The sequence below is a fragment of the Pseudoalteromonas sp. ASV78 genome (assembly GCF_047806705.1).
Lineage (GTDB): Bacteria > Pseudomonadota > Gammaproteobacteria > Enterobacterales > Alteromonadaceae > Pseudoalteromonas > Pseudoalteromonas prydzensis_A.
Map to the genome: position 1 here is coordinate 2,367,396 of NZ_JBLOPA010000001.1, position 20,105 is coordinate 2,387,500.

The 20,105-nt window shown below is 43.1% G+C and carries 20 protein-coding genes, 2 rRNA genes and 1 riboswitch (1 of these 23 only partly in view); of the genes, 8 read left to right on the forward strand and 14 right to left on the reverse strand.

From position 1 onward, the window contains the following. Positions 1 to 79 precede the first annotated feature (79 nt). Both rsgA and asd read left to right on the forward strand, forming a co-directional pair. Positions 80 to 1,138 carry a small ribosomal subunit biogenesis GTPase RsgA gene (rsgA, locus tag ACMVDV_RS10740; protein ID WP_416158112.1) on the forward strand — a complete coding sequence of 353 codons (1,059 nt, stop codon included), beginning with the start codon at positions 80 to 82 and terminating at the stop codon, positions 1,136 to 1,138. Positions 1,139 to 1,153: 15 nt separating this feature from the next. Beyond that, positions 1,154 to 2,020, forward strand: a complete 867-nt coding sequence (asd, locus tag ACMVDV_RS10745; protein ID WP_416158113.1) for an archaetidylserine decarboxylase — start codon at positions 1,154 to 1,156, stop codon at positions 2,018 to 2,020. Between the two features lie 62 nt (positions 2,021 to 2,082). On the opposite strand, the gene ACMVDV_RS10750 is transcribed toward asd, so the two are convergent. From ACMVDV_RS10750 to thiC, 6 genes are all read right to left on the reverse strand, one after another. Beyond that, positions 2,083 to 2,841 (reverse strand): HesA/MoeB/ThiF family protein, encoded by a 759-nt coding sequence (locus tag ACMVDV_RS10750; RefSeq protein WP_064668768.1) that lies wholly within the window; start codon positions 2,839 to 2,841, stop codon positions 2,083 to 2,085. Between the two features lies 1 nt (position 2,842). Beyond that, entirely contained in the window at positions 2,843 to 4,360 is a 1,518-nt protein-coding gene (gene thiD / locus ACMVDV_RS10755; protein ID WP_416158114.1) for a bifunctional hydroxymethylpyrimidine kinase/phosphomethylpyrimidine kinase, read from the reverse strand. A 13-nt stretch (positions 4,361 to 4,373) separates the two neighbouring features. Next, the gene (locus ACMVDV_RS10760; protein ID WP_064668766.1) at positions 4,374 to 5,192 is read right to left on the reverse strand and encodes a thiazole synthase; all 819 of its coding nucleotides are present in this window, start codon (positions 5,190 to 5,192) and stop codon (positions 4,374 to 4,376) included. Between the two features lies 1 nt (position 5,193). Next, positions 5,194 to 5,391, reverse strand: coding sequence for a sulfur carrier protein ThiS (thiS, locus tag ACMVDV_RS10765; RefSeq protein ID WP_064668765.1), 198 nt, complete (start codon positions 5,389 to 5,391; stop codon positions 5,194 to 5,196). 32 nt (positions 5,392 to 5,423) lie between these two features. After that, complete coding sequence (locus tag ACMVDV_RS10770; protein ID WP_416158115.1) at positions 5,424 to 6,425, reverse strand: FAD-dependent oxidoreductase; 1,002 nt, start codon at positions 6,423 to 6,425, stop codon at positions 5,424 to 5,426. 142 nt (positions 6,426 to 6,567) lie between these two features. Then, on the reverse strand, positions 6,568 to 8,520 hold the full coding sequence (gene thiC / locus ACMVDV_RS10775) for a phosphomethylpyrimidine synthase ThiC (RefSeq protein WP_416158116.1): 1,953 nt from the start codon (positions 8,518 to 8,520) through the stop codon (positions 6,568 to 6,570). Positions 8,521 to 8,589: 69 nt separating this feature from the next. Between thiC and ACMVDV_RS10780 the strand changes: the two genes are divergently transcribed. After that, positions 8,590 to 8,712: a hypothetical protein gene (locus tag ACMVDV_RS10780; protein ID WP_263973455.1), complete on the forward strand. Its 123-nt coding sequence runs from the start codon at positions 8,590 to 8,592 to the stop codon at positions 8,710 to 8,712. Then, a riboswitch (TPP riboswitch) is annotated at positions 8,673 to 8,783 on the reverse strand. Its footprint overlaps the gene before it by 40 nt. 55 nt (positions 8,784 to 8,838) lie before the next feature. On the opposite strand, the gene ACMVDV_RS10785 is transcribed toward ACMVDV_RS10780, so the two are convergent. Together ACMVDV_RS10785 and ACMVDV_RS10790 are read right to left on the reverse strand one after the other, a co-directional pair. Next, positions 8,839 to 9,240: an META domain-containing protein gene (locus ACMVDV_RS10785; RefSeq protein WP_064668762.1), complete on the reverse strand. Its 402-nt coding sequence runs from the start codon at positions 9,238 to 9,240 to the stop codon at positions 8,839 to 8,841. 114 nt (positions 9,241 to 9,354) lie between these two features. Continuing rightward, entirely contained in the window at positions 9,355 to 9,750 is a 396-nt protein-coding gene (locus ACMVDV_RS10790; protein ID WP_416158117.1) for an acyl-CoA thioesterase, read from the reverse strand. 120 nt (positions 9,751 to 9,870) lie between these two features. Here ACMVDV_RS10790 and ACMVDV_RS10795 point away from each other — a divergent pair, with 120 nt between their 5' ends. Continuing rightward, entirely contained in the window at positions 9,871 to 11,964 is a 2,094-nt protein-coding gene (locus ACMVDV_RS10795; protein WP_416158118.1) for a TonB-dependent receptor, read from the forward strand. 62 nt (positions 11,965 to 12,026) lie between these two features. Here the strand turns inward: ACMVDV_RS10795 and epmA are convergent, their stop codons facing one another. Then, the gene (gene epmA, locus ACMVDV_RS10800; RefSeq protein ID WP_416158119.1) at positions 12,027 to 13,001 is read right to left on the reverse strand and encodes an elongation factor P--(R)-beta-lysine ligase; all 975 of its coding nucleotides are present in this window, start codon (positions 12,999 to 13,001) and stop codon (positions 12,027 to 12,029) included. A gap of 57 nt (positions 13,002 to 13,058) precedes the next feature. Next, positions 13,059 to 13,625, reverse strand: coding sequence for an elongation factor P (gene efp, locus ACMVDV_RS10805; protein WP_064668759.1), 567 nt, complete (start codon positions 13,623 to 13,625; stop codon positions 13,059 to 13,061). A gap of 42 nt (positions 13,626 to 13,667) precedes the next feature. On the opposite strand from efp, the gene epmB reads away from it, so the two are divergent. Next, the gene (epmB, locus tag ACMVDV_RS10810) at positions 13,668 to 14,681 is read left to right on the forward strand and encodes an EF-P beta-lysylation protein EpmB (protein ID WP_416158120.1); all 1,014 of its coding nucleotides are present in this window, start codon (positions 13,668 to 13,670) and stop codon (positions 14,679 to 14,681) included. 15 nt (positions 14,682 to 14,696) lie between these two features. Here the strand turns inward: epmB and ACMVDV_RS10815 are convergent, their stop codons facing one another. Beyond that, positions 14,697 to 14,906: a hypothetical protein gene (locus ACMVDV_RS10815; protein WP_064668757.1), complete on the reverse strand. Its 210-nt coding sequence runs from the start codon at positions 14,904 to 14,906 to the stop codon at positions 14,697 to 14,699. A gap of 71 nt (positions 14,907 to 14,977) precedes the next feature. Between ACMVDV_RS10815 and ACMVDV_RS10820 the strand changes: the two genes are divergently transcribed. Beyond that, the gene (locus tag ACMVDV_RS10820) at positions 14,978 to 15,268 is read left to right on the forward strand and encodes a prephenate dehydrogenase (protein WP_304181596.1); all 291 of its coding nucleotides are present in this window, start codon (positions 14,978 to 14,980) and stop codon (positions 15,266 to 15,268) included. A 55-nt stretch (positions 15,269 to 15,323) separates the two neighbouring features. Here the strand turns inward: ACMVDV_RS10820 and ACMVDV_RS10825 are convergent, their stop codons facing one another. Next, entirely contained in the window at positions 15,324 to 15,821 is a 498-nt protein-coding gene (locus tag ACMVDV_RS10825; protein WP_304181594.1) for a DUF3016 domain-containing protein, read from the reverse strand. Positions 15,822 to 16,053: 232 nt separating this feature from the next. Here ACMVDV_RS10825 and ACMVDV_RS10830 point away from each other — a divergent pair. Together ACMVDV_RS10830 and galE are read left to right on the forward strand one after the other, a co-directional pair. Beyond that, positions 16,054 to 17,071 (forward strand): IS630 family transposase gene (locus ACMVDV_RS10830; protein WP_416158121.1). Its coding sequence is split into 2 segments (ribosomal slippage): positions 16,054 to 16,494 and positions 16,496 to 17,071, totalling 1,017 coding nucleotides; the frame shifts between segments, so codons are not numbered across the junction. A gap of 313 nt (positions 17,072 to 17,384) precedes the next feature. Then, the gene (gene galE / locus ACMVDV_RS10835) at positions 17,385 to 18,398 is read left to right on the forward strand and encodes a UDP-glucose 4-epimerase GalE (protein ID WP_304181592.1); all 1,014 of its coding nucleotides are present in this window, start codon (positions 17,385 to 17,387) and stop codon (positions 18,396 to 18,398) included. A 394-nt stretch (positions 18,399 to 18,792) separates the two neighbouring features. On the opposite strand, the gene rrf is transcribed toward galE, so the two are convergent. Next, positions 18,793 to 18,907, reverse strand: a 5S ribosomal RNA gene (gene rrf, locus ACMVDV_RS10840). Positions 18,908 to 19,076: 169 nt separating this feature from the next. Then, a 23S ribosomal RNA gene (locus tag ACMVDV_RS10845) occupies positions 19,077 to 20,105 on the reverse strand; it runs 1,856 nt beyond the window's last position.

Here is a 20,105-nt window from a genome sequence, read left to right on the forward strand (position 1 = left end):
TATATCATATTAGTATCATCAGTCGACCTAAAGCTTTTTTTTCAAAAAGCACGACATTTAACTAAGTTATGGGCCAAAAGTGGCAAAACAGAAGAAATTAAGTAAAGGCCAATCCCGCCGGATCAAGGCCAATCACCAAAAGCGTTTGTCTAATGCTGATACTGCCTCGACTAAAGGTACATCAGCGCAATGGCAAATTGATAATTTAGGCGCTGCGGAAAATGCCGTGGTGATCAGTCGGTTTGGTCAACATGCTGACATCGAAACCGATAACGGTGATGTACTACGTTGTAATATTCGCCGTACTGTTAAAGGCATTGTATGTGGTGACGAAGTGCAATTTCGCCGTGCCAAAGTCAGTGAAGGTGATTTAGCCGGTGTGATCGAAGCCATGCACGAGCGTCGCTCGCAACTAACACGCCCTGATTTTTACGATGGGGTAAAAGTCATCGCTGCCAACATTGACCAAATTCTAATGGTGTCTGCAGTATTACCTGAATTTACACCAAGTATTATCGACCGTTATTTAATTGCCTGTGAAGACATGGGTATAGAGCCTATTTTAGTGCTCAATAAAATAGATTTAATTGATGAGCAAGGCTTAGCAGGCATTAACCAAGTCCTCGATATTTACCGTGGCCTTGGTTATCAGGTTTTACTAGTAAGTAATAAAAACGGTTACGGCATTGATGCACTAAAAGAAACCTTAGTTGATAAAAACAGTATTTTTGTTGGTCAAAGTGGTGTGGGTAAATCAACCTTAGTGAATACCGTGTTACCTGATGCCGAAATACTCACGAAAGAAGTCTCTGAAAACAGTGGCCTTGGCCAACATACCACGACAGTCTCGCGATTACATCACCTCCCTTCTGGCGGTAATTTAATTGACTCACCAGGTATTCGTGAGTTTGGTTTATGGCACTTAGATGTAGAGCGCGTTACTTGGTGCTTTAAAGAATTTCGTGAGTTTATCGGTGGCTGTCGTTTTCGAGACTGCAAGCATTTAAACGATCCAGGTTGTATAATTCGCCAAGCAGTTGATGAGGGTGATATTTCGCAGCTACGGTTTGATAGTTACCACAGAATTTTAGAAACAATGGCCGATGGCCGTGCCGGAGCTCGTGCTCCGCGCGTATAAATTAGGAAGAAGTCAGTGAGTTTAGATAAATTCAAAATCGCAATGCAATACGCAATGCCAAAGCACTTTGTATCGCGCATTGTGGGTAAATTAGCCGCAGCCAAAGCAGGTGCATTAACCACTACCTTGATCAAACTATTTATTAAGCAATACAAAATAGATATGAGTGAAGCGCAATATAGCGACCCTGCTCATTATAAAACTTTTAATGAATTTTTTACTCGCCCATTAAAAGACGGCGTACGGCCATTAACAACGGATAGTGACATCATTGCACATCCAGTAGATGGTGCAATTAGCCAATTAGGCCCGATTGTTGAAGGGCAGCTTATTCAAGCTAAAGGTCATAACTACAGCTTACAAGCATTACTTGGTGGCTCAGAGCAAGATACAGCGCCTTTTTTAGGTGGTGACTTTGCAACTATTTATTTGGCACCAAAAGACTATCATCGCATTCATATGCCAATTGATGGCACCTTGAGCAAAATGATTTATGTACCGGGTGATTTGTTTTCAGTAAACCCGCTTACCGCGCAAAATGTGCCAAACTTATTTGCACGTAACGAGCGTGTCGTAGCGATTTTTGACACTGAAATTGGCCCGCTTGCCATGGTATTAGTCGGTGCAACGATTGTAGCCAGCATCGAAACAATTTGGGCTGGTACCGTTACACCACCAGCAGGTAAAGATGTGTTTAGCTGGAACTATCCAACTTCTGGTGACAACGCCATTACCTTGAAAAAAGGTGAAGAGATGGGTCGCTTTAAGCTTGGCTCGACGGTTATTTTAGCTTGGGGTGCAGATAAAGCAGACATCCTTGATGATCAAAAACCAGGTACTGTGACTCGCATGGGCACACCGTTCGCTAAGATTGATGATTAGCTAGTTAGCGACTAGATTTAACTAAAAACGCGGAAAGGCTAGAGTCATTCCGCGTTTTTTATTTAATCGATTTCTGCAGCACACTCTGAGCACCCCGGCGCTTTAGTTAATTGAAACTGCTGCTGCGCTAAAGTTAGTCCATCAAAACGAATAAACTGGCTACCTTGGTGATGGCCAAGCACAATGTTAACAGCCAATAATGCCTGCATTGAACCTATCACACCTAACAGCGGGCTTAGTACGCCTGCATTACTGCAATTAAGCGTTTGCTGTTGTGGTTGCTTGCCAAATAAGCAACCGTAACAAGGGCTTTGAGGCTGGCGAAAATCAAAACACATTAGCTGCCCTTCGCTCGCTATTGCCGCCCCCGACACCAGTGGAATACCCAGAGCTAAGCATTGCTTATTAACCACATAACGCGTGCTAAAGTTATCGCTGCAATCAACTACTAAGGTTGCGTCAGAAAACATTTGTTGGGCATTGTCAGCGCTTAGTTTGGCGCTAACTGTGTTGATCTTGATTTGATTATTTAAGCTGCTTAATACTTTACCCGCAGCGCTGACCTTATCTTGCCCTAAGTGATTTATTTTATAGAGTACTTGGCGCTGTAGGTTTGAAAGCTCTACTTTGTCGTCATCTAACAAGGTTAATTCGCCAATCCCAGCCGCAGCTAAATACAGCAACGCGGGGCTGCCTAAGCCTCCCGCGCCAACTACCACAATATGGGCTGCTTTTAATTTTAACTGCCCTTCAAGCCCCACTTCTTTAAGCATTAAGTGACGGCTGTAACGCAGCTGCTCTTTGTCAGATAACTCAACCATTTTAATAACCCAAAGCGCTTTGTAAATCGACGATAGCTTGCTGGTAATCCGCAGACTCTGTAATTGCTCTGACCACTGCGACACAGCCAACCCCCGTTGCTGCAACTTCACTAGCACGCGCTAAATCAATACCGCCAATGGCGACGGTTGGGTAATCTTGCATTAACGGCACAAAGTGTTTTAACTTTTCAAGCCCTTGAATTTGCCCTGTCATATCTTTGGTGGTGGTTGGGTAAATAGCGCCAAACGCCATATAACTCGGGCGGTAATTATGAGCGCGTAGCATTTCGTAAAAACCGTGAGTAGAGAGCCCTAATCGCATGCCAGATTCTTTAATTGCAACCAAGTTAGCGTCGAGCAAATCCTCTTGCCCTAAGTGAACGCCATAAGCACCATGCTTAATGGCTAATTGCCAATGGTCATTTATATACACGTTGCCGTCATACTTTTTACCAAGTGTAACAGCTGCGGCAACTGCGTGTTCAAGTTCCTCATCACTGCCATTTTTCATTCTAAGCTGCACGGTTTTAATCCCTTGCGCTAAGCACTTTTCTAGCCAGTCGAGGGTATCAACCACTGCATACAAACCAAGCAGTTTACTTTCACACTCAGTAAAGCCTGCCGCCATTGTAAATTCGTTTACTGGCTCAAAATCTAGTTCGTCACCAAGCCAACTGCCGGCTTCTATTACTTGTGGGTAATCAGCAAGGTTTTCTGGAAAGCTTGTTTGTGCCACAGGGCCAATCCCTTCACCATAGCGCACAGCCGCTTTTAAACCTTGGTTGATATACGCTTTAGCTAAGATAAAAGCATCTTTTAATGGGTAATCTTTTGCTAAACAGGCTGCTATCACCGACGCCATACTACACCCTGTACCGTGACTGTGCGGTGTTTGAATTTTTTCGTTACCAAGCCAATATTCATTACTACCATCCCTGCAGTAATCAATACAATAACCACTTGGGTAATCCCAATGACCGCCTTTGATAATCACCGCTTTAGCGCCCCAACTTTGCAGCTTTTCGGCTGCCTCAATAACGGCACTGGGGCCAATTAAATACACGCCGGTCAATAACTGAGTTTCATGGGTATTTGGGGTGATCACATCCACCAGCGGTAATAAGCATTCTTTAATTGCGCTAACCGTATCTTCTTCGGTGAGTAAGTCACCACTACTGGCAATGGCCACCGGATCATATACAACCAAAGGCGCAACCGGCCAAGTGGCTTTATAATGTTTTAAATGTTCACTGATCAATTGAATTTGCTGCACATTGGCCAGCATACCAATTTTAATAACTCGAGCTTTCATGTCGCTTTCAAGAGCGAGTAATTGCGACTCAATAACGTCGGTTGAAATCGGGTTAAGTGCTTCAACCCCTAAGCTGTTTTGCGCAGTCAATGCGGTGATAGCTGTACAACCATGCACGTCAAAACTTTGCATCGCTTTAATATCCGCCTGAATACCTGCACCACCGCCAGAGTCAGATCCAGCAATTGTCCAAACAACATGATTCATAGTTATGTATTTCCTAATTTTTATTCTTAATACCAAATTCTTGATGCCAAAAAGGCATACCCATAGTAGGGGTAGATGGCGCAGCAACGTCTTTTTCTGGCATTGCCTTTGCTCGGTAAGCAAAACGACCCGCATCAACGGCTGCTTTAAATGCATGACTCATGGTAACAGGGCAGCCCGCCCCTGCAATAGCCGAATTTAATAACACCGCATCATAACCTAATTCAAGCGCTTGGCAGGCATGTGATGGTAAACCAAGGCCAGCATCAACAATCAATGTGGTATTGGGTAAACGCTCCCGAATAGTTTTTAAGTTATATTGATTTAATAGTCCTTTACCTGTGCCAATCGGTGCTCCCCACGGCATTAGCACTTCACATCCAGCATCAGCCAAACGTTGGCATAACACTAAATCGTCAGTGCAATACGGTAATACCTTAAAACCCTCGGCTAACAGTATTTTAGTTGCCTCAAGCAATGCAAACGGATCTGGCTGTAGGTTATATTCATCGCCGATCAACTCTAGCTTGATCCAATCAGTGGCAAATACTTCGCGGCACATTTGCGCGAGCGTGACGGCTTCCTTAACACTGTGGCAACCCGCTGTATTGGGTAAGATTTTTAACCCAGTATCTTTGATCAATTGCCAAAAGTCATCCCCTGCGGCGACACTTTGTTGACGTCGTAATGACACAGTAACCACCTGCGCGCCAGAGGCTACAATCGAGTCTGCCATAATAGCTGGTGACGGATACAATGCCGAACCAATTAATAACCGACTAGTGAACTGCTCACCATAAATACTAAAACTATCTGATATTGCGCTACTCATATTAGCCACCTTGAATTGGTGATAGTAATTCAATGCTATCGCCTTCGTTAAGTAAGCATGTATCACACTGACTACGCGGGATAAACTGACCATTAACCGCAACCGCAAAAGGTTCTTTCGCGGCAAATTGGCGCAAAGCTTGGGTTAAATTGGCATTATTTGCCAACTCAAAATATTGACCATTAATTGTTAATTTCATATTTATTTTTATACTTACTTTAATAGTAAACCTTAATTGATCCGAGCCACAGCATCAGCCACTAAACTAGGCGCGAGCAAATAGCCATGACGGTACAAACCATTAATGCTGATCAGCTGTTGTTGTTGCGTTACTTGCGGGCGATTATCACTAAAAGCAGGACGCAGGCCGGTTTGAATACTCAACACCCGCGCTTCTGCAAAGCCGCTATGTACTGTGTACGCTGCCGATAACAGCTCAAGGGTTGAACGTACCGTTGCGGGGCCATTATCTTGTGATTCGATTTCTGTCGCGCCAATTACATACTGATAATTTGGCTTAGGTGCAATATAGATTGGATAACGCGGATGCATTAGCCGCACCGGACGCGTTAAATTAACCTCAGGGGCATACAAACGCACTACCTCGCCACGTACTCCTCGCAGCTTACACGCAGGGCTTTTAGCGCCCAGACCTCGGCAATCAATAATATAATCAAATGATTGCTGTAATTTTTCACAGTTTACATCGACCTTTTGTGCAAATTTAAAACTCACATTACGCTGTTTCAGGGTATTAAAGCTCGCTTGATAAAAAGCCTGATTATCTATTTGCCCTTCACAGGGTAAATACACACCTTGATTAAAACGCCCTGCAAGCTCCGGCTCTAATTCACTAATTTGCGAACCCGTTAACGGATGCCCATGATGGCCAGCCAAAGGTTTTAAGCGTTGTATAAAGCTTTGCAAGTCACCCTTATCTTGTTGGTGAGCCACCACTAAGGAGCCTTGCTGTTGAAAAAACACTTCATCATCAAGCTGCGCTAAAATACTCGGCCAACGAGCAATTGAATCCAACCCTCGCAAAGCTAAATCTTGCTCACATAAAACAGATTCTGCTAATGGTGCAAGCATCGCCGCCGCGACTCTCCCAGCACTATCAAGCGCTTGTTCATCCCCCGCTTCATAAACAGTAACATTATGCTTTAAGCTCAGCTCAAGCGCCGCTAAACGTCCCGTTAAACCAAACCCCACCACTGCAATGTTGTAAGACATGAGAGTTCCTCCGGTTCTAGGTTCTAGGTTCTAGGTTCTAGGTTCTAGGTTCTAGGTTCTAGGTTCTAGGTTCTAGGTTCTAGGTTCTAGGTTAACAACATCCTAAAACCTAGTCTCTTCCCTAGAACCTAGCGCCTTTTAGTTAAACCGCTTTATGGTAAATCTCTGAGCCGGTTTGTTTAAACTCGGCTGATTTAGCTTGCATTTCGGCTTCTACATCGACCATTTTGATCTCAATAGCATCACCGACGTTGTTAGGATCTATGCCTCTGGCTTCGAGATCTTTGGCATATTCTCGCACTTCTTGGGTGATTTTCATTGAGCAGAATTTTGGCCCGCACATAGAGCAAAAATGTGCTACTTTGCCAGATTCTTGAGGCAAGGTTTCATCGTGGTATTCACGGGCACGAACAGGGTCTAAACCAATATTAAATTGGTCATGCCAACGGAACTCAAAACGAGCTTTTGATAAGGCATTATCACGCTCTTGTGCACCTGGGTGACCTTTCGCTAAATCGGCAGCATGAGCGGCAATTTTGTAGGTGATCAAGCCTTCTTTAACGTCTTCTTTATTTGGTAAACCTAAGTGCTCTTTTGGTGTTACGTAACAAAGCATGGCACAGCCATACCATGCAATTTGCGCCGCACCTATCCCAGAGGTGATATGGTCATAACCAGGCGCAATATCGGTAGTCAGTGGCCCTAGTGTATAAAAAGGCGCTTCATCACAGTGCTTAAGTTGCTCTTCCATATTTTCTTTGATCATATGCATTGGCACATGCCCTGGGCCTTCAATGAACACTTGTACATCGTGTTTCCAGGCTATTTTGGTCAGCTCTCCTAAAGTACGTAACTCACTAAATTGCGCTTCATCGTTAGCGTCAGCAATGGAGCCTGGACGCAGACCATCACCCAATGAGAAACACACATCGTATTGCTTTAAAATTTCGCAAATATCTTCAAAGTGAGTGTATAGAAAATTTTCTTTATGATGCGCTAAACACCACTTCGCCATAATAGAACCACCGCGCGACACAATACCGGTAACGCGTTTAGCAGTCATTGGTACATAACGCAATAACACACCAGCATGAATAGTAAAGTAATCAACGCCTTGCTCGGCTTGTTCAATGAGCGTATCGCGGAAAATCTCCCACGTTAGGTCTTCTGCCACGCCATTTACTTTTTCAAGCGCTTGATAAATTGGCACAGTACCAATGGGCACTGGTGAGTTACGTACCACCCATTCACGGGTTTCATGAATATAACGGCCCGTTGATAAATCCATTACCGTGTCAGCACCCCAACGGGTTGACCAAACCATTTTTTCAACTTCTTCTTCAATTGATGAACTCACTGACGAGTTACCAATATTAGCGTTAACTTTGACTAAAAAGTTACGGCCAACAATCATTGGCTCAGTTTCAGGATGATTGATGTTATTGGGTAAAATTGCACGCCCGCGGGCAATTTCATCTCGTACAAATTCAGGGGTAATAAACTCAGGAATGCTCGCGCCAAACGACTCACCTTGGTGCTGCTGCGCTAATAATTCTTGCTGAATTTGCGCACGGCCCATGTTTTCGCGTATTGCGACATATTCCATTTCAGGAGTGATAATACCTTGACGCGCATAATGCATTTGCGTGACATTTTTACCGGCTTTAGCGCGGCGAATTTTTGGTAAGTGCTCAAAACGAATATGATCTAGGCCTTCATCGGCCATACGTTGCTGGGAAAACTGTGAGGTCACAGATTCTAAAACTTCAGTATCGCCGCGGCTTTCAATCCACTGCTCGCGATACTTATCCAGGCCTTTGCGAACATCTAAAGTGAAATTCGGATCGGTATAAGGTCCCGAGGTATCATAAACACGCAGTGGTGCATTGGGCTCATAAACTGGGTTTTCTTCGCTGCCACCAATAAAGGTATCGCTTAGGGTGATTTCACGCATACCAACGCGCACATTATCATGTGTACCTTGTACGTAAACTTTATGTGAACTTGGGAACGGTTGCCCAGTCAGGTTATAAATGTAATCTGATGCAGCCGCACGGGTTTCGCGGCGAGACGGTTTATTTGTTGTGTTTGACATGACTTACCTCATTGCTAAAAGGGTTGTCTTGTCAGATATTGCTGTGCAATAGAGAGTAGCAGATGCTACATGGATCGTAGGTGGGTATTACAAAAAGTACACCCAACCTTGGCAGCCTGGATACTTATACGCCAAACAGGCGCACAAGCACCTGTTTTAGGCAGCTTGTTCCCTACGCAGGTGTTAGCCTGATCAGGTTCACGGATCCCGCTTTCGCGATCTCAGCCTTTAAGTTAAAACTCAAGGCACTCCGACAAGTAAAATTCTATATATTGTTCGCTGACGAGTGTACGTTAGTTACACGCTTGCTGCAAGAGCTCAGCCTGCTGGAATAAACGCAAATGTTTGCTCGCCATTTAACACCAGTTGTTGATCTTGAATTTGCAGTGGCACGCCTTGCTTTAACGCATTTAAAAACTGCTGTTCAAACTCATCCAACTCATCACCACATGATTTACGGGTCATCCCTAGCTTATTCACTGTTAGATGACTGTCATCCAGTTGGCCTTCGCCAAAAAACTTATTACAACCGGCAAAACCATTGACTTGCAAAGCTTCAATAAAACTCAATGAGGCAGAATAAGATGCCGGGATCGCTAAACCATCAACTCGTGATAGTTGCCACTTGGTGTATTTCAATTGCTCACTAGTGACGTTCCCTGTCGATGAGCAGCCTACACATAAACCGATTATAAGCATCGGTATTGCTGCTAATTTCATGTGATTACTAACCTAAAACTCAATCGCATTATGATAACAACAAATAACCATTTATACCGTTAAAAATGCATGTTTTTAATGTAAAAAATTGTTCTAAGATAGTAAAAAAGATGCCTATTGGGCTGGAAATAGCTGATCAATCTGCGCAGGTAAGAATGGTCGCCCTCGCTCATTCACTGATGTACCAATCACCAATGCCTTTAACATTACTTTTTCATCATGCTTTCGTACTATAGTTTGTCGAAAGCCAAACTTTAAGCGACTTATGCGCTCAGGCTCTACAGCAACATAAAACTCATCGCCTGGGACCAGTGACTGCTTGTAATCCATTTCGCTGCGCATCACCACCAGGTTAATTTTATCGCGGGCAAGCTGAGCAAAATCAACCCCGTTGGCGTGCAAAAATTCATGGCGTGCGTGCTCTAGGTAGTTAAAATACACACTATTATTTACAATACCTTGCAGGTCACATTCATAATCACGCACTTTAAAGTCAACTTTAAAGGTCATATTTGTATTCCTTATTATGTATACTGTGCGCGTTTATAGCACATTAATATATCGAGTATCACGACTTTAATAAGAATAGTTGCTATCATGCAAGTCCCTGAAATGGAGTTAAGTAACCGAATGAAACTACGCTTGTCTTTAATTACTGCCGCGCTTTTACCATTAGTCAGCGCCCCAGCTTTTGCTGATGATTCTGAACTTGAAAAAATACTCGTTACTGGGGATTTTCAAAAAGAAAGTATTCAAACCCTCAGCGCCAGCGCTAGCTTATTTAGCGATCGTGAAATTAATGAGCGTGGTGCTAGTTTTCTTGATGAAATGCTTGCCAGTGCCGCCAATGTAAACTTTACCTCGGGCGCATCGCGTGGCCGCTATATTCAAATTCGTGGGGTTGGTCTACGCTCGCAGTTTGTTGATCCAATCAACCCATCTGTTGGTTTAGTGATTGATGGCATTAATTATTCAGGCCTTGGCGGCAGTTCGCTATTATTTGATGTTAACCAAGTTGAAATATACCGCGGCCCGCAAGGCACACGCTTTGGTGCTGATGGCATGGCAGGTATGATCCAAATAGAATCAGCCGATCCAACTTTTGACCCTAGCATTAAAGTGCAGCTTGGTGCGGGTAACTACAATAGTTATGAAGCTGGTGTTGCCGCAGGTATTGGTATTACAGACAGCACCGCAGTGCGCGCCAGTATTTACCAACGTGAATCTGATGGTTATGTTGATAACCTATATTTAAACGAGTCAACGCAACAACAAGACGAACTGGTTGGCCGCTTTAAACTACATAGCCAACTTACCGATCATTTACGCTCTGAGTTAAGCGTTCATTATATTGATATCAATAACGGCTATGATGCCTTTACCCTTGATAACAGCCGCAATAGCGTAGCAGATAACCCAGGCCAAGATAACCAAGAAAGTATTGCCGTAGGCCTTGCCAATATTTACACCGGTTTTGATTGGTTTGATGTCAGTCTTAACCTATCAGGTATTGATAGTGAGTTAGCCTACAGCTTTGATGAAGACTGGGTGTGTAATGACATTAACCAGCCACAAGTATGCGCTGCCGGACTGCACCCTGATGGTTATAGCTCAACCGATGCTTACTTGCGTGATCGTCAAGACCAAGCTGCAGAGCTGCAATTTAATGGCAAAGGCGGTAATTGGGTTGTAGGACTTTATTATCAAGACCGTGAAGTTGAGTTAGAACGCCAATATACATGGCTTGCAAATCCATTTGCTTCAAATTATCAAACCAGCAATAGCGCTATTTATGGCCAACTAGCAACGCCGATTGGTAATAAAACCACCTTGATCACTGGCTTGCGAGTTGAGCAATACCAAGGTGACTATACTGATAATAACGGCTTTATCGAAGAAACAGATGATGTCATGGTCGGCGGTAAACTAGCACTTGAATATCAAGTGATTGATCGTACCATGATCTACACCAGTTTAACTCGTGGTTATAAAGCCGGTGGTATTAACTCCGAAGCGCTCGCCAAAGCCAAAGATGATGGTTTAAACCTTGATGCCGATTTTTTCCAAAACCATGTTAGCTTTGCGCCTGAATATTTATGGAGCGGTGAATTTGGTGTAAAAGGCAGCTCACTGGATGACAAATTTGTCCTGCGCTTAGCGGCATTTTATATGTACCGTGAAGACATGCAATTAAAAGCATGGAAAGTAGAAGATCAGAAATTCACCGGTTATGTTGATAACGCCAACTCAGGCGAAAACTATGGTCTTGAAATTGAAGGGAGTTACCAGTTAACTGACGATTTAGTTTTCACTGGTAGCGTCGGTTACTTAGATACCAAAATTAATGACTTTGTTGCGCAATCTGGCTTAGATCAAGATGGTCGCGAGCAATCACAAGCCCCTAAATACCAATATGCGTTTACAGCCCGTTATAATTTCACTAATGAGCTATATGCCACGGTTGGTATTGAAGGCAAAGACGATTACTACTTCTCCGATAGCCATAACTCACAAGCACCCAGTGTTAACTTAGTTAACTTCAGTGCTGGCTATGAAGCGGATCAATGGTCAATCCGTACGTGGGCACGTAACGTGTTTGATGAAGAAGTGCCAACACGTGGTTTTGAATTTGGTAATGATCCAGCTGATGGTTATGCCACTCACACCTACACGCAATTTGGTGAACCTATGGTCGCCGGCGTCACCTTTATCTACGAGTTATAACACATAGATTCTAGGTAACTAGGTTCTAGGGTCTCCTAGCACCTAGTTATCTCGTCCCACAATTAAGCTCTAGCAACATCAAACGCGATGACTTCTTTTATGGTGCCTTTTTGCGTTGCTAACATCACTAACCTATCAACCCCTAATGCAACTCCTGCGCATTGTGGTAAGCCATGCTCTAGAGCGGCGATTAAACGTGTGTCCATAGGCACTTGTGTTAAGTTATTCGCTTTGCGGTATACATTATCCTCAGTAAAGCGTTTAGCTTGCTCCTGTGCATTGGTAAGCTCGTTAAAGCCATTCGCCAGCTCCATGTTCTGATAATAAAGCTCAAAGCGCCCTGCTACTCGCGAGTCGTGCTCACAAATACGCGCTAAAGCGGCTTGCGATGCCGGAAAGTGATAAACAAAACAGGGCTTATCTTGGCCAATGGTTGGCTCTACTTTCATGCAAAATAATAATTGCAGTAAGGTATCTCGGTGAGTTTCAGGCGCAGCTATATCAGCAAAGCCTTGCTCAATAGCCAGTTGTTTTAATTGCGCCAGTGTAGCGGTCAGTGGATCAACCCCCAAAGCGTGTAGGAATGCTTGCTGGTAAGTTAATCGCTGCGCTGTTGGGACATTTAAAACCAGCTGCATTAACTCATCTATCTCATCCATCAAGGCAAATTCATCAAACCCAGGGCGATACCATTCCAGCATAGTAAATTCTGGATTATGGTGACTACCTGCTTCTTCATTACGAAACGCCTTACAGAGTTGAAAAATAGCACCACTGCCTGCGGCTAATAAGCGCTTCATGGCAAACTCAGGAGACGTTTGTAAATACAGCGGTAAGCCTTTGGCATGGCCAGGTCCTACAAAAGAAGTATTAAAACTGGCTAAGTGTACGTCGGTAACACTGGCAGCACTTAGGCTGGGGGTATCGACTTCCATTACCTCTCGGGCATAAAAAAACTCACGGATAGTTCTTACAATATTCGCACGTTGCTGTAAGGTTGCTATTTCGGCGCTAGGCATCCAAAGATCTGTTGACATATTTTCTCCAAAAAAAATCCCAGCCTAAGCTGGGATTTAATTAAGTCATGTTATTGCTTACTTAACACGGCTTACGTATTCACCACTGCGAGTATCTACTTTGATCACTTCGCCGATTTGTACGAATAATGGTACACGTACTACAGCACCAGTGCTTAATGTAGCTGGTTTACCACCAGTACCGGCTGTATCACCTTTTAGGCCAGGATCAGTTTCAGTGATCTCAAGTTCTACAAAGTTAGGTGGGGTCACAGCAATTGGGCTGCCATTCCATAATGTGATAGTACATACATCATTTTCAACTAACCATTTACCTGAATCGCCTAGCGCTTTTTCATCAGCGGCAATTTGTTCAAAGGTTTCGTTGTTCATAAAATGCCAAAACTCACCGTCAGTGTAAAGATACGCAAGATCGGTATCCATTACATCAGCACCTTCGACTGTATCACCTGATTTAAAGGTTTTCTCAAGTACTTTTCCAGAGATCAGTTTACGGATGCGAACACGGTTAAATGCTTGACCTTTACCAGGCTTTACCATTTCATTTTCTAAAATACTGCAAGGCTCGCCGTCCATCATAATTTTTAGGCCGCCCTTGAACTCGTTGGTGCTATAATTCGCCATCGTTTCCTCTATCTAATAATTTTTCGAGTAATCTACGTGCCAATGATACAAAGAAATGAAGCAAATTTGCATAAAAACTGGCAAAAAGAATTAGCTAATGTTGTTACCTGCCCACGCACCTTGCTAGAAATGCTAGGTTTATCAAGCATGGCCGATGAAAAAGACCTTAAAGCGCGAGCTCTTTTTCCGGTTCGTGTACCTGTGCCTTTTATCAAAAAAATGCGTTATGGCGATATAAACGACCCGTTACTGCTGCAAGTCATGCCACGCCACCAAGAGTTTATCGCTAAAACAGGATTTGATAAAGATCCTTTGCAAGAACAAAACAACGCGCAACCAGGGCTATTACATAAATACCAGTCGCGAGTTTTAGTGATGTTTAAAACGGGTTGCGCTGTAAATTGCAGATACTGCTTTCGTCGTCATTTTCCGTACCAAGAAAATCAGCTAAATAAACGCAGCTTAATTGAAGCACTCGACTACATTAAGTCAGATAACAATATAAATGAAGTGATCTTAAGTGGTGGCGATCCTCTGATGGCCAAAGACGATGCGATTAGTTGGTTTATGGATGAGCTGGAACAACTACCACAAATTAAGCGGATGCGAATTCACAGCCGTTTACCTGTGGTGATCCCCGCCCGTATTACCGATGAGTTATGCCAACGCTTAGCAAAGTCGCCGCTTAAAATCGTGTTTATTAATCATATCAATCACGCCAATGAGATTGACGATGAATTTAAAGCCGCGATGCAAAAACTCAAACAAGCTGGGGTGATGCTACTTAATCAAGCTGTTATTTTAAAAGAGGTGAACGATTCAAGCCAAGCACAAGTCGCCCTAAGTGAAGCATTATTTGCGGCTGACGTACTACCTTATTACTTATATTTATTAGACAAAGTTGAAGGGGCTAGCCACTTTGATATTGAGGAATCGCAGGCACGCAAAATCATGGCTGATATGCTACACGCATTACCAGGCTACTTAGTGCCTAAACTTGTACGTGAGATCGGTGGTCAAAAAAGTAAGACCCCTATTGACCTCAAGCTGGTTTAATAGCGCAATGCGCTATTAAACATACACGTTTACGTTATTACCAAGCGTCGCTGTTACTGATTTTGCTGGTGTTTGCGCTGCACTGCTAGTGCCAGCTGCTTCAATTAACGCCAGTGCCGCCGCGCCATCCGCCTTCTGCTGTTTTTTTGCTAAAGCTGCGCTGTAAACTTCACCGCTTTGTCCGGCACCACTCATGGCCGGTAAGTTTCCACCTGATATATTCATAGCTCATACCTGACTTTTTAGTTCATTACCCGTATTATATCGACATTGCAGTCGAAAGCTTTAGGAAAAAAATGGATTCAATTATTGAACAACTCAATACCAACTTAAAAATTGTTTATCGTCAATCACTTGATGCTGATAAAAAGTTAGATGAACTTCAACAACAAGGTCATGGTAAGTTTAAGGCCTTATTCCCTGCTGATGCAGGCTTTAACTTTGAAGCTAAGCGCTTTAAACCTTATGTACTGGATGTCGCCGCTGATGTAGAGAGCCTGAGTAGAAACAGCCTTGACGAAGAAAAGCTGAAAACGACAGTAATTAAGCTACAACAAATACTGCAATTATTAGCTACTTTTAAGTAGCAAAAAAGCGCTCATACACTGTGAGCGCTTTTCTCATCCAAGCTAATTTATATAATTAGCTTGGAACGATTTCAGGCATTAATTCTTTATTAAACCAATCTGTAATTAAGCGTTTATCGTAATAAAACTGTTCATCTCGGCCCATTTTAATTTTATCCATAAAGCCCATGTCTTTTAACTCGACTTTATCGCTTTCGCTCAGCACTTTGCCATCTTTATCAGTAACTGAATATGTAAACTCAATGCGTGGAAAATAAATTGGTTTAACAATACGTAAATCATTCATACCACCAAAACGTACATCACCGGCTAAATCCAGTTCAGTGACTTCAACGTTAAATTTATAACCTTCAGGTAATTGTTCAGCCAGTTTATTGAAGTGCTTTTCAAAGCTTGTCGCAATATGTTTATGATATGACCCTTTAGGTTCATTTGATGGTCGCACATCACGGTAGTCATTAAAGTCTTGCCATTTAACTACAGCTTCGCCAGCATGAGCAAAAACAGGAAGTGCTATTAGCATTGCCATTGCTATTTTTTTAACTGTATTCATAACATTCTCCAATAAAGGCGTTACCCTATTTATAAGGTGCAAGATTAGCACTTTCAACTTAACTATAGCTTAATACTAATTTTCGTAATTGTTATCATTTATAGCAAAAATGTAATCAAGCTTATAATTTTACCAACAACTAATACCAAACACATTTAATTCATGATCTATTTTAATTACCTTCTTTTTATGATCTAATACCCATACATTTGTCATTATCATTGAGTTTAGCTTGTCTACTATTCCTAACTTCCCGTATACCAGAGATGCCCGATTAAAAACGCGTTATGAAGTTATTCGCCTCTTTCTCGAAGTAAAAAATCGTACTGTTGTCGCTAAAACTACCCGCGTTAGCCGTCGACTGGTTAATGAGTGGGTTACTGCATACTTATCCGATGGACTTAAAGCGCTTGATATTAAAAAACAATCAGGTCGCCCTTGTGGCTTAACATTAAAACAAAAGTGCCAGCTTAAAGATTATATCTGTGCGCACGCAGTGAAAGAGGAAGGTGGGAGGCTGATAGGTGAAGATATACGCAAATACATTTACGATACATTTGGTGTCCAATACAAACTCAATAATGTCTACCGTTTGATGTGTGAGCTTAATCTTTCATGGATAACGTCTCGCTCTAAACATCCTAAACAGTCAATTGAGGCACAAAAAGACTTTAAAAAATTTCCATTATAATACGATCATCACAATTCCAGGCCACGTGGCCCTTGATAGAGTGGATGTGTGGTTTCAAGATGAAGCGCGATTTGGGCAACAAAATACCACCTCAAAAATTCGGGCTAAAAAAGGCACTAGGCCACGTGTTGTGAAGCAACAGCAATTTCTATCCACTCATATTTTTGGTGCAGTATGCCCCGCAACAGGGCAAACAGAGGCGATTATAGCCCCTTATTTGAGTAAGGATATAATGAAGCAACACTTACAACTCATTTCAGATGCTACGCCATGTGGACGGCACGCAGTGGTTATTGTTGATCGCGCAAGCTGGCATATGGGTAATGTTGGTGAAGGGATTAAAAATGTGTCGGTGATACCGTTGCCTCCTTATTCACCAGAACTTAATCCGGTTGAGCAAGTATGGGCATGGATGCGAAACAGAGAGTTATCTAATCGTACTTTTTCAGATTATGACGACATTGTGGAGCAAGTAAGTAGAGCGTGGAATGTGTTTCGTTCAAATATTACTAACGTTAAGCATATGTGCTTTAGAGCATGGACAAATTTGATCACTTAATAAATAGTATTGGTATAATACCAATCGTGTTAAGTTACTGACCACTTATAGCGACAGAAAAATAGCGTGATAACAAGGCAGAAATTTTGACATGTAGTTGTTCTCGGCAATTGCTCCTGCATTGCTCTACCTCTTGCATCCATGCAGTCGTACATGAAAAGTTACTAACGCAGTTAGCGCTTTATTTAGCGCGCTAGAATGGTTAAATATTTAAGTCGATTGGTATAAACTAAATGACAGATAACACAAGCAATCAATCGCTATTTGTGATGAAATTAGCTTAATTGAATAAAATTACTTAAATGGAGATAGTATGACTATTTTAGTCACCGGTGGTGCAGGCTATATCGGCTCACACACAGTTTTAGAGCTACTACAGCAAGGACAGGACGTTGTCGTTATCGATAATCTAAGTAATTCGTCACCGGAATCGCTCACCCGAGTAAAAAGCATCACAACCAAAGACGTTACTTTTTATCAAGGTGATATTCTCGATAAAGCATTTTTAGAGCGTGTATTTACGACACATAAAATCGACAGTGTTATTCATTTTGCAGGCCTTAAAGCTGTAGGTGAATCGGTTGTAAAACCGATTGAGTATTATCAAAATAATGTACAAGGTACGCTAACACTGGTTGACGCAATGCGTGATGCGGGTGTATTCAAACTGGTATTTAGTTCATCCGCCACTGTGTATGGTGACCCAGCAAGCTTACCGATCCGCGAAGATTTCCCAGTGGGTGGCACCACTAACCCTTACGGCACATCAAAACTAATGGTTGAAATGATGCTGCAAGATATAGCAAAATCAGATGAACGCTTTGCCTTCGCGATTTTACGCTACTTTAATCCTGTAGGCGCACACGAATCAGGCTTAATTGGTGAAGATCCCAATGGCATTCCAAACAACTTGCTTCCTTACATTTCACAAGTTGCTGTGGGTAAGTTAAAGCAATTAGGTGTATTTGGTGATGACTACGACACTGTTGACGGCACCGGAGTTCGTGACTATATCCACGTTGTTGACTTAGCACTTGGTCATTTAAAGGCACTAAATAAAATAAACCAAGATACCGGTGCCCACGTTTACAACCTAGGTACTGGCAATGGTTATTCAGTTCTACAAATGCTCAATGCATTTAGCAAAGCCTGTGGTAAAGAAGTTCCTTATCTAGTATCGCCTCGTCGTCCTGGCGATATTGCAGCCTGCTACGCGGCACCAGAAAAAGCCCTTAAAGAACTTGGTTGGCAAGCAGAGCGTGGCATTGATATCATGATGCAAGATACTTGGCGTTGGCAAAGTAACAACCCAAATGGCTATAAATAAAAGCTCATAGATTAAACCAAAAAACCGCTATCTTAGCGGTTTTTTGTAAGCGAGTTTTCAAGAATAAAGAATGACTGTGTATAGCAACCAACGATTATTGCGGTTCTCCTTGTTCACTTTACTCTAAACGTAAAAAAGCCCGATTATTGCTAGTCGGGCTTTCTCTATTTGGAGTCTGGCGATGACGTAGTGCCCACAGCGGTAGAGAGCCACATAACAAATGCGACACTCTCATCACGCTGTTTCGTTTCACTACTGAGCTCGATATGCTAAGTGTGTTTTGTCGGACACTTACGTAATGACCGCCTAGCAACCTAGCGCCTAGGACCTAGAACCTTTCTTTTAAACAACAAAAAACCCGTCACATCGCTGTAACGGGTTTCTCTAATTTGGAGCCTGGCGATGACCTACTTTCACATAACAAATGCTACACTATCATCGGCGCTGTTTCGTTTCACTACTGAGTTCGGCATGGGGTCAGGTGGGTCCAAAACGCTATTGTCACCAAGCAAATTTGGTATTAATCCGCTCTTTCGAGCCAATTAATTAAAATTTGGAAAATGGCTGATAATTGTCTTCTTACAACTTAAAGCTTATCGCTTAAAGCTGCCAGTAAATCTACTTTAGTTATATTAACTTCTTCGCTTAAACTGTCGCATAAAACGCGTTTGGCGTTGTATGGTTAAGCCTCACGGGTAATTAGTACAAGTTAGCTTAACATATCACTATGCTTCCACATCTTGCCTATCAACGTTGTAGTCTTCAACGGCCCTTCAGAGACTTTAAAAGTCTAGTGAGAACTCATCTCGAGGCCTGCTTCGCGCTTAGATGCTTTCAGCGCTTATCAGTTCCGAACGTAGCTACCGGGCAATGCCATTGGCATGACAACCCGAACACCAGCGGTTCGTTCACTCCGGTCCTCTCGTACTAGGAGCAACCCCTCTCAATTCTCAAACGCCCACGGCAGATAGGGACCGAACTGTCTCACGACGTTCTAAACCCAGCTCGCGTACCACTTTAAATGGCGAACAGCCATACCCTTGGGACCGACTTCAGCCCCAGGATGTGATGAGCCGACATCGAGGTGCCAAACACCGCCGTCGATATGAACTCTTGGGCGGTATCAGCCTGTTATCCCCGGAGTACCTTTTATCCGTTGAGCGATGGCCCTTCCATTCAGAACCACCGGATCACTATGACCTACTTTCGTACCTGCTCGACGTGTCTGTCTCGCAGTTAAGCTGGCTTCTACCATTACACTAACCGTACGATGTCCGACCGTACTTAGCCAACCTTCGTGCTCCTCCGTTACTCTTTGGGAGGAGACCGCCCCAGTCAAACTACCCACCAGGCACTGTCCGTAACCCCGATCCAGGGGCCAACGTTAGAACATCAAAACTACAAGGGTGGTATTTCAAGGACGACTCCACAAAAACTAGCGTCTCTGCTTCTTAGTCTCCCACCTATCCTACACATGTAGGTTCAATGTTCAGTGCCAAGCTGTAGTAAAGGTTCACGGGGTCTTTCCGTCTAGCCGCGGGTACACAGCATCTTCACTGCGATTTCAATTTCACTGAGTCTCGGGTGGAGACAGCGTGGCCATGGTTACACCATTCGTGCAGGTCGGAACTTACCCGACAAGGAATTTCGCTACCTTAGGACCGTTATAGTTACGGCCGCCGTTTACCGGGGCTTCGATCAAGAGCT

Coding starts and splice junctions, on each gene's coding strand:
- ACMVDV_RS10750 (WP_064668768.1), bottom strand. CDS start 2,841: ATGGTTGAGTTATCTGACAAAGAGCAGCTGCGTTACAGCCGTCACTTA.
- thiD (WP_416158114.1), bottom strand. CDS start 4,360: ATGAATCATGTTGTTTGGACAATTGCTGGATCTGACTCTGGCGGTGGT.
- ACMVDV_RS10760 (WP_064668766.1), bottom strand. CDS start 5,192: ATGAGTAGCGCAATATCAGATAGTTTTAGTATTTATGGTGAGCAGTTC.
- thiS (WP_064668765.1), bottom strand. CDS start 5,391: ATGAAATTAACAATTAATGGTCAATATTTTGAGTTGGCAAATAATGCC.
- ACMVDV_RS10770 (WP_416158115.1), bottom strand. CDS start 6,425: ATGTCTTACAACATTGCAGTGGTGGGGTTTGGTTTAACGGGACGTTTA.
- thiC (WP_416158116.1), bottom strand. CDS start 8,520: ATGTCAAACACAACAAATAAACCGTCTCGCCGCGAAACCCGTGCGGCT.
- ACMVDV_RS10780 (WP_263973455.1), top strand. CDS start 8,590: ATGGATCGTAGGTGGGTATTACAAAAAGTACACCCAACCTTGGCAGCC.
- ACMVDV_RS10785 (WP_064668762.1), bottom strand. CDS start 9,240: ATGAAATTAGCAGCAATACCGATGCTTATAATCGGTTTATGTGTAGGC.
- ACMVDV_RS10790 (WP_416158117.1), bottom strand. CDS start 9,750: ATGACCTTTAAAGTTGACTTTAAAGTGCGTGATTATGAATGTGACCTG.
- ACMVDV_RS10795 (WP_416158118.1), top strand. CDS start 9,871: ATGAAACTACGCTTGTCTTTAATTACTGCCGCGCTTTTACCATTAGTC.
- epmA (WP_416158119.1), bottom strand. CDS start 13,001: ATGTCAACAGATCTTTGGATGCCTAGCGCCGAAATAGCAACCTTACAG.
- efp (WP_064668759.1), bottom strand. CDS start 13,625: ATGGCGAATTATAGCACCAACGAGTTCAAGGGCGGCCTAAAAATTATG.
- epmB (WP_416158120.1), top strand. CDS start 13,668: ATGATACAAAGAAATGAAGCAAATTTGCATAAAAACTGGCAAAAAGAA.
- ACMVDV_RS10815 (WP_064668757.1), bottom strand. CDS start 14,906: ATGAATATATCAGGTGGAAACTTACCGGCCATGAGTGGTGCCGGACAA.
- ACMVDV_RS10820 (WP_304181596.1), top strand. CDS start 14,978: ATGGATTCAATTATTGAACAACTCAATACCAACTTAAAAATTGTTTAT.
- ACMVDV_RS10825 (WP_304181594.1), bottom strand. CDS start 15,821: ATGAATACAGTTAAAAAAATAGCAATGGCAATGCTAATAGCACTTCCT.
- galE (WP_304181592.1), top strand. CDS start 17,385: ATGACTATTTTAGTCACCGGTGGTGCAGGCTATATCGGCTCACACACA.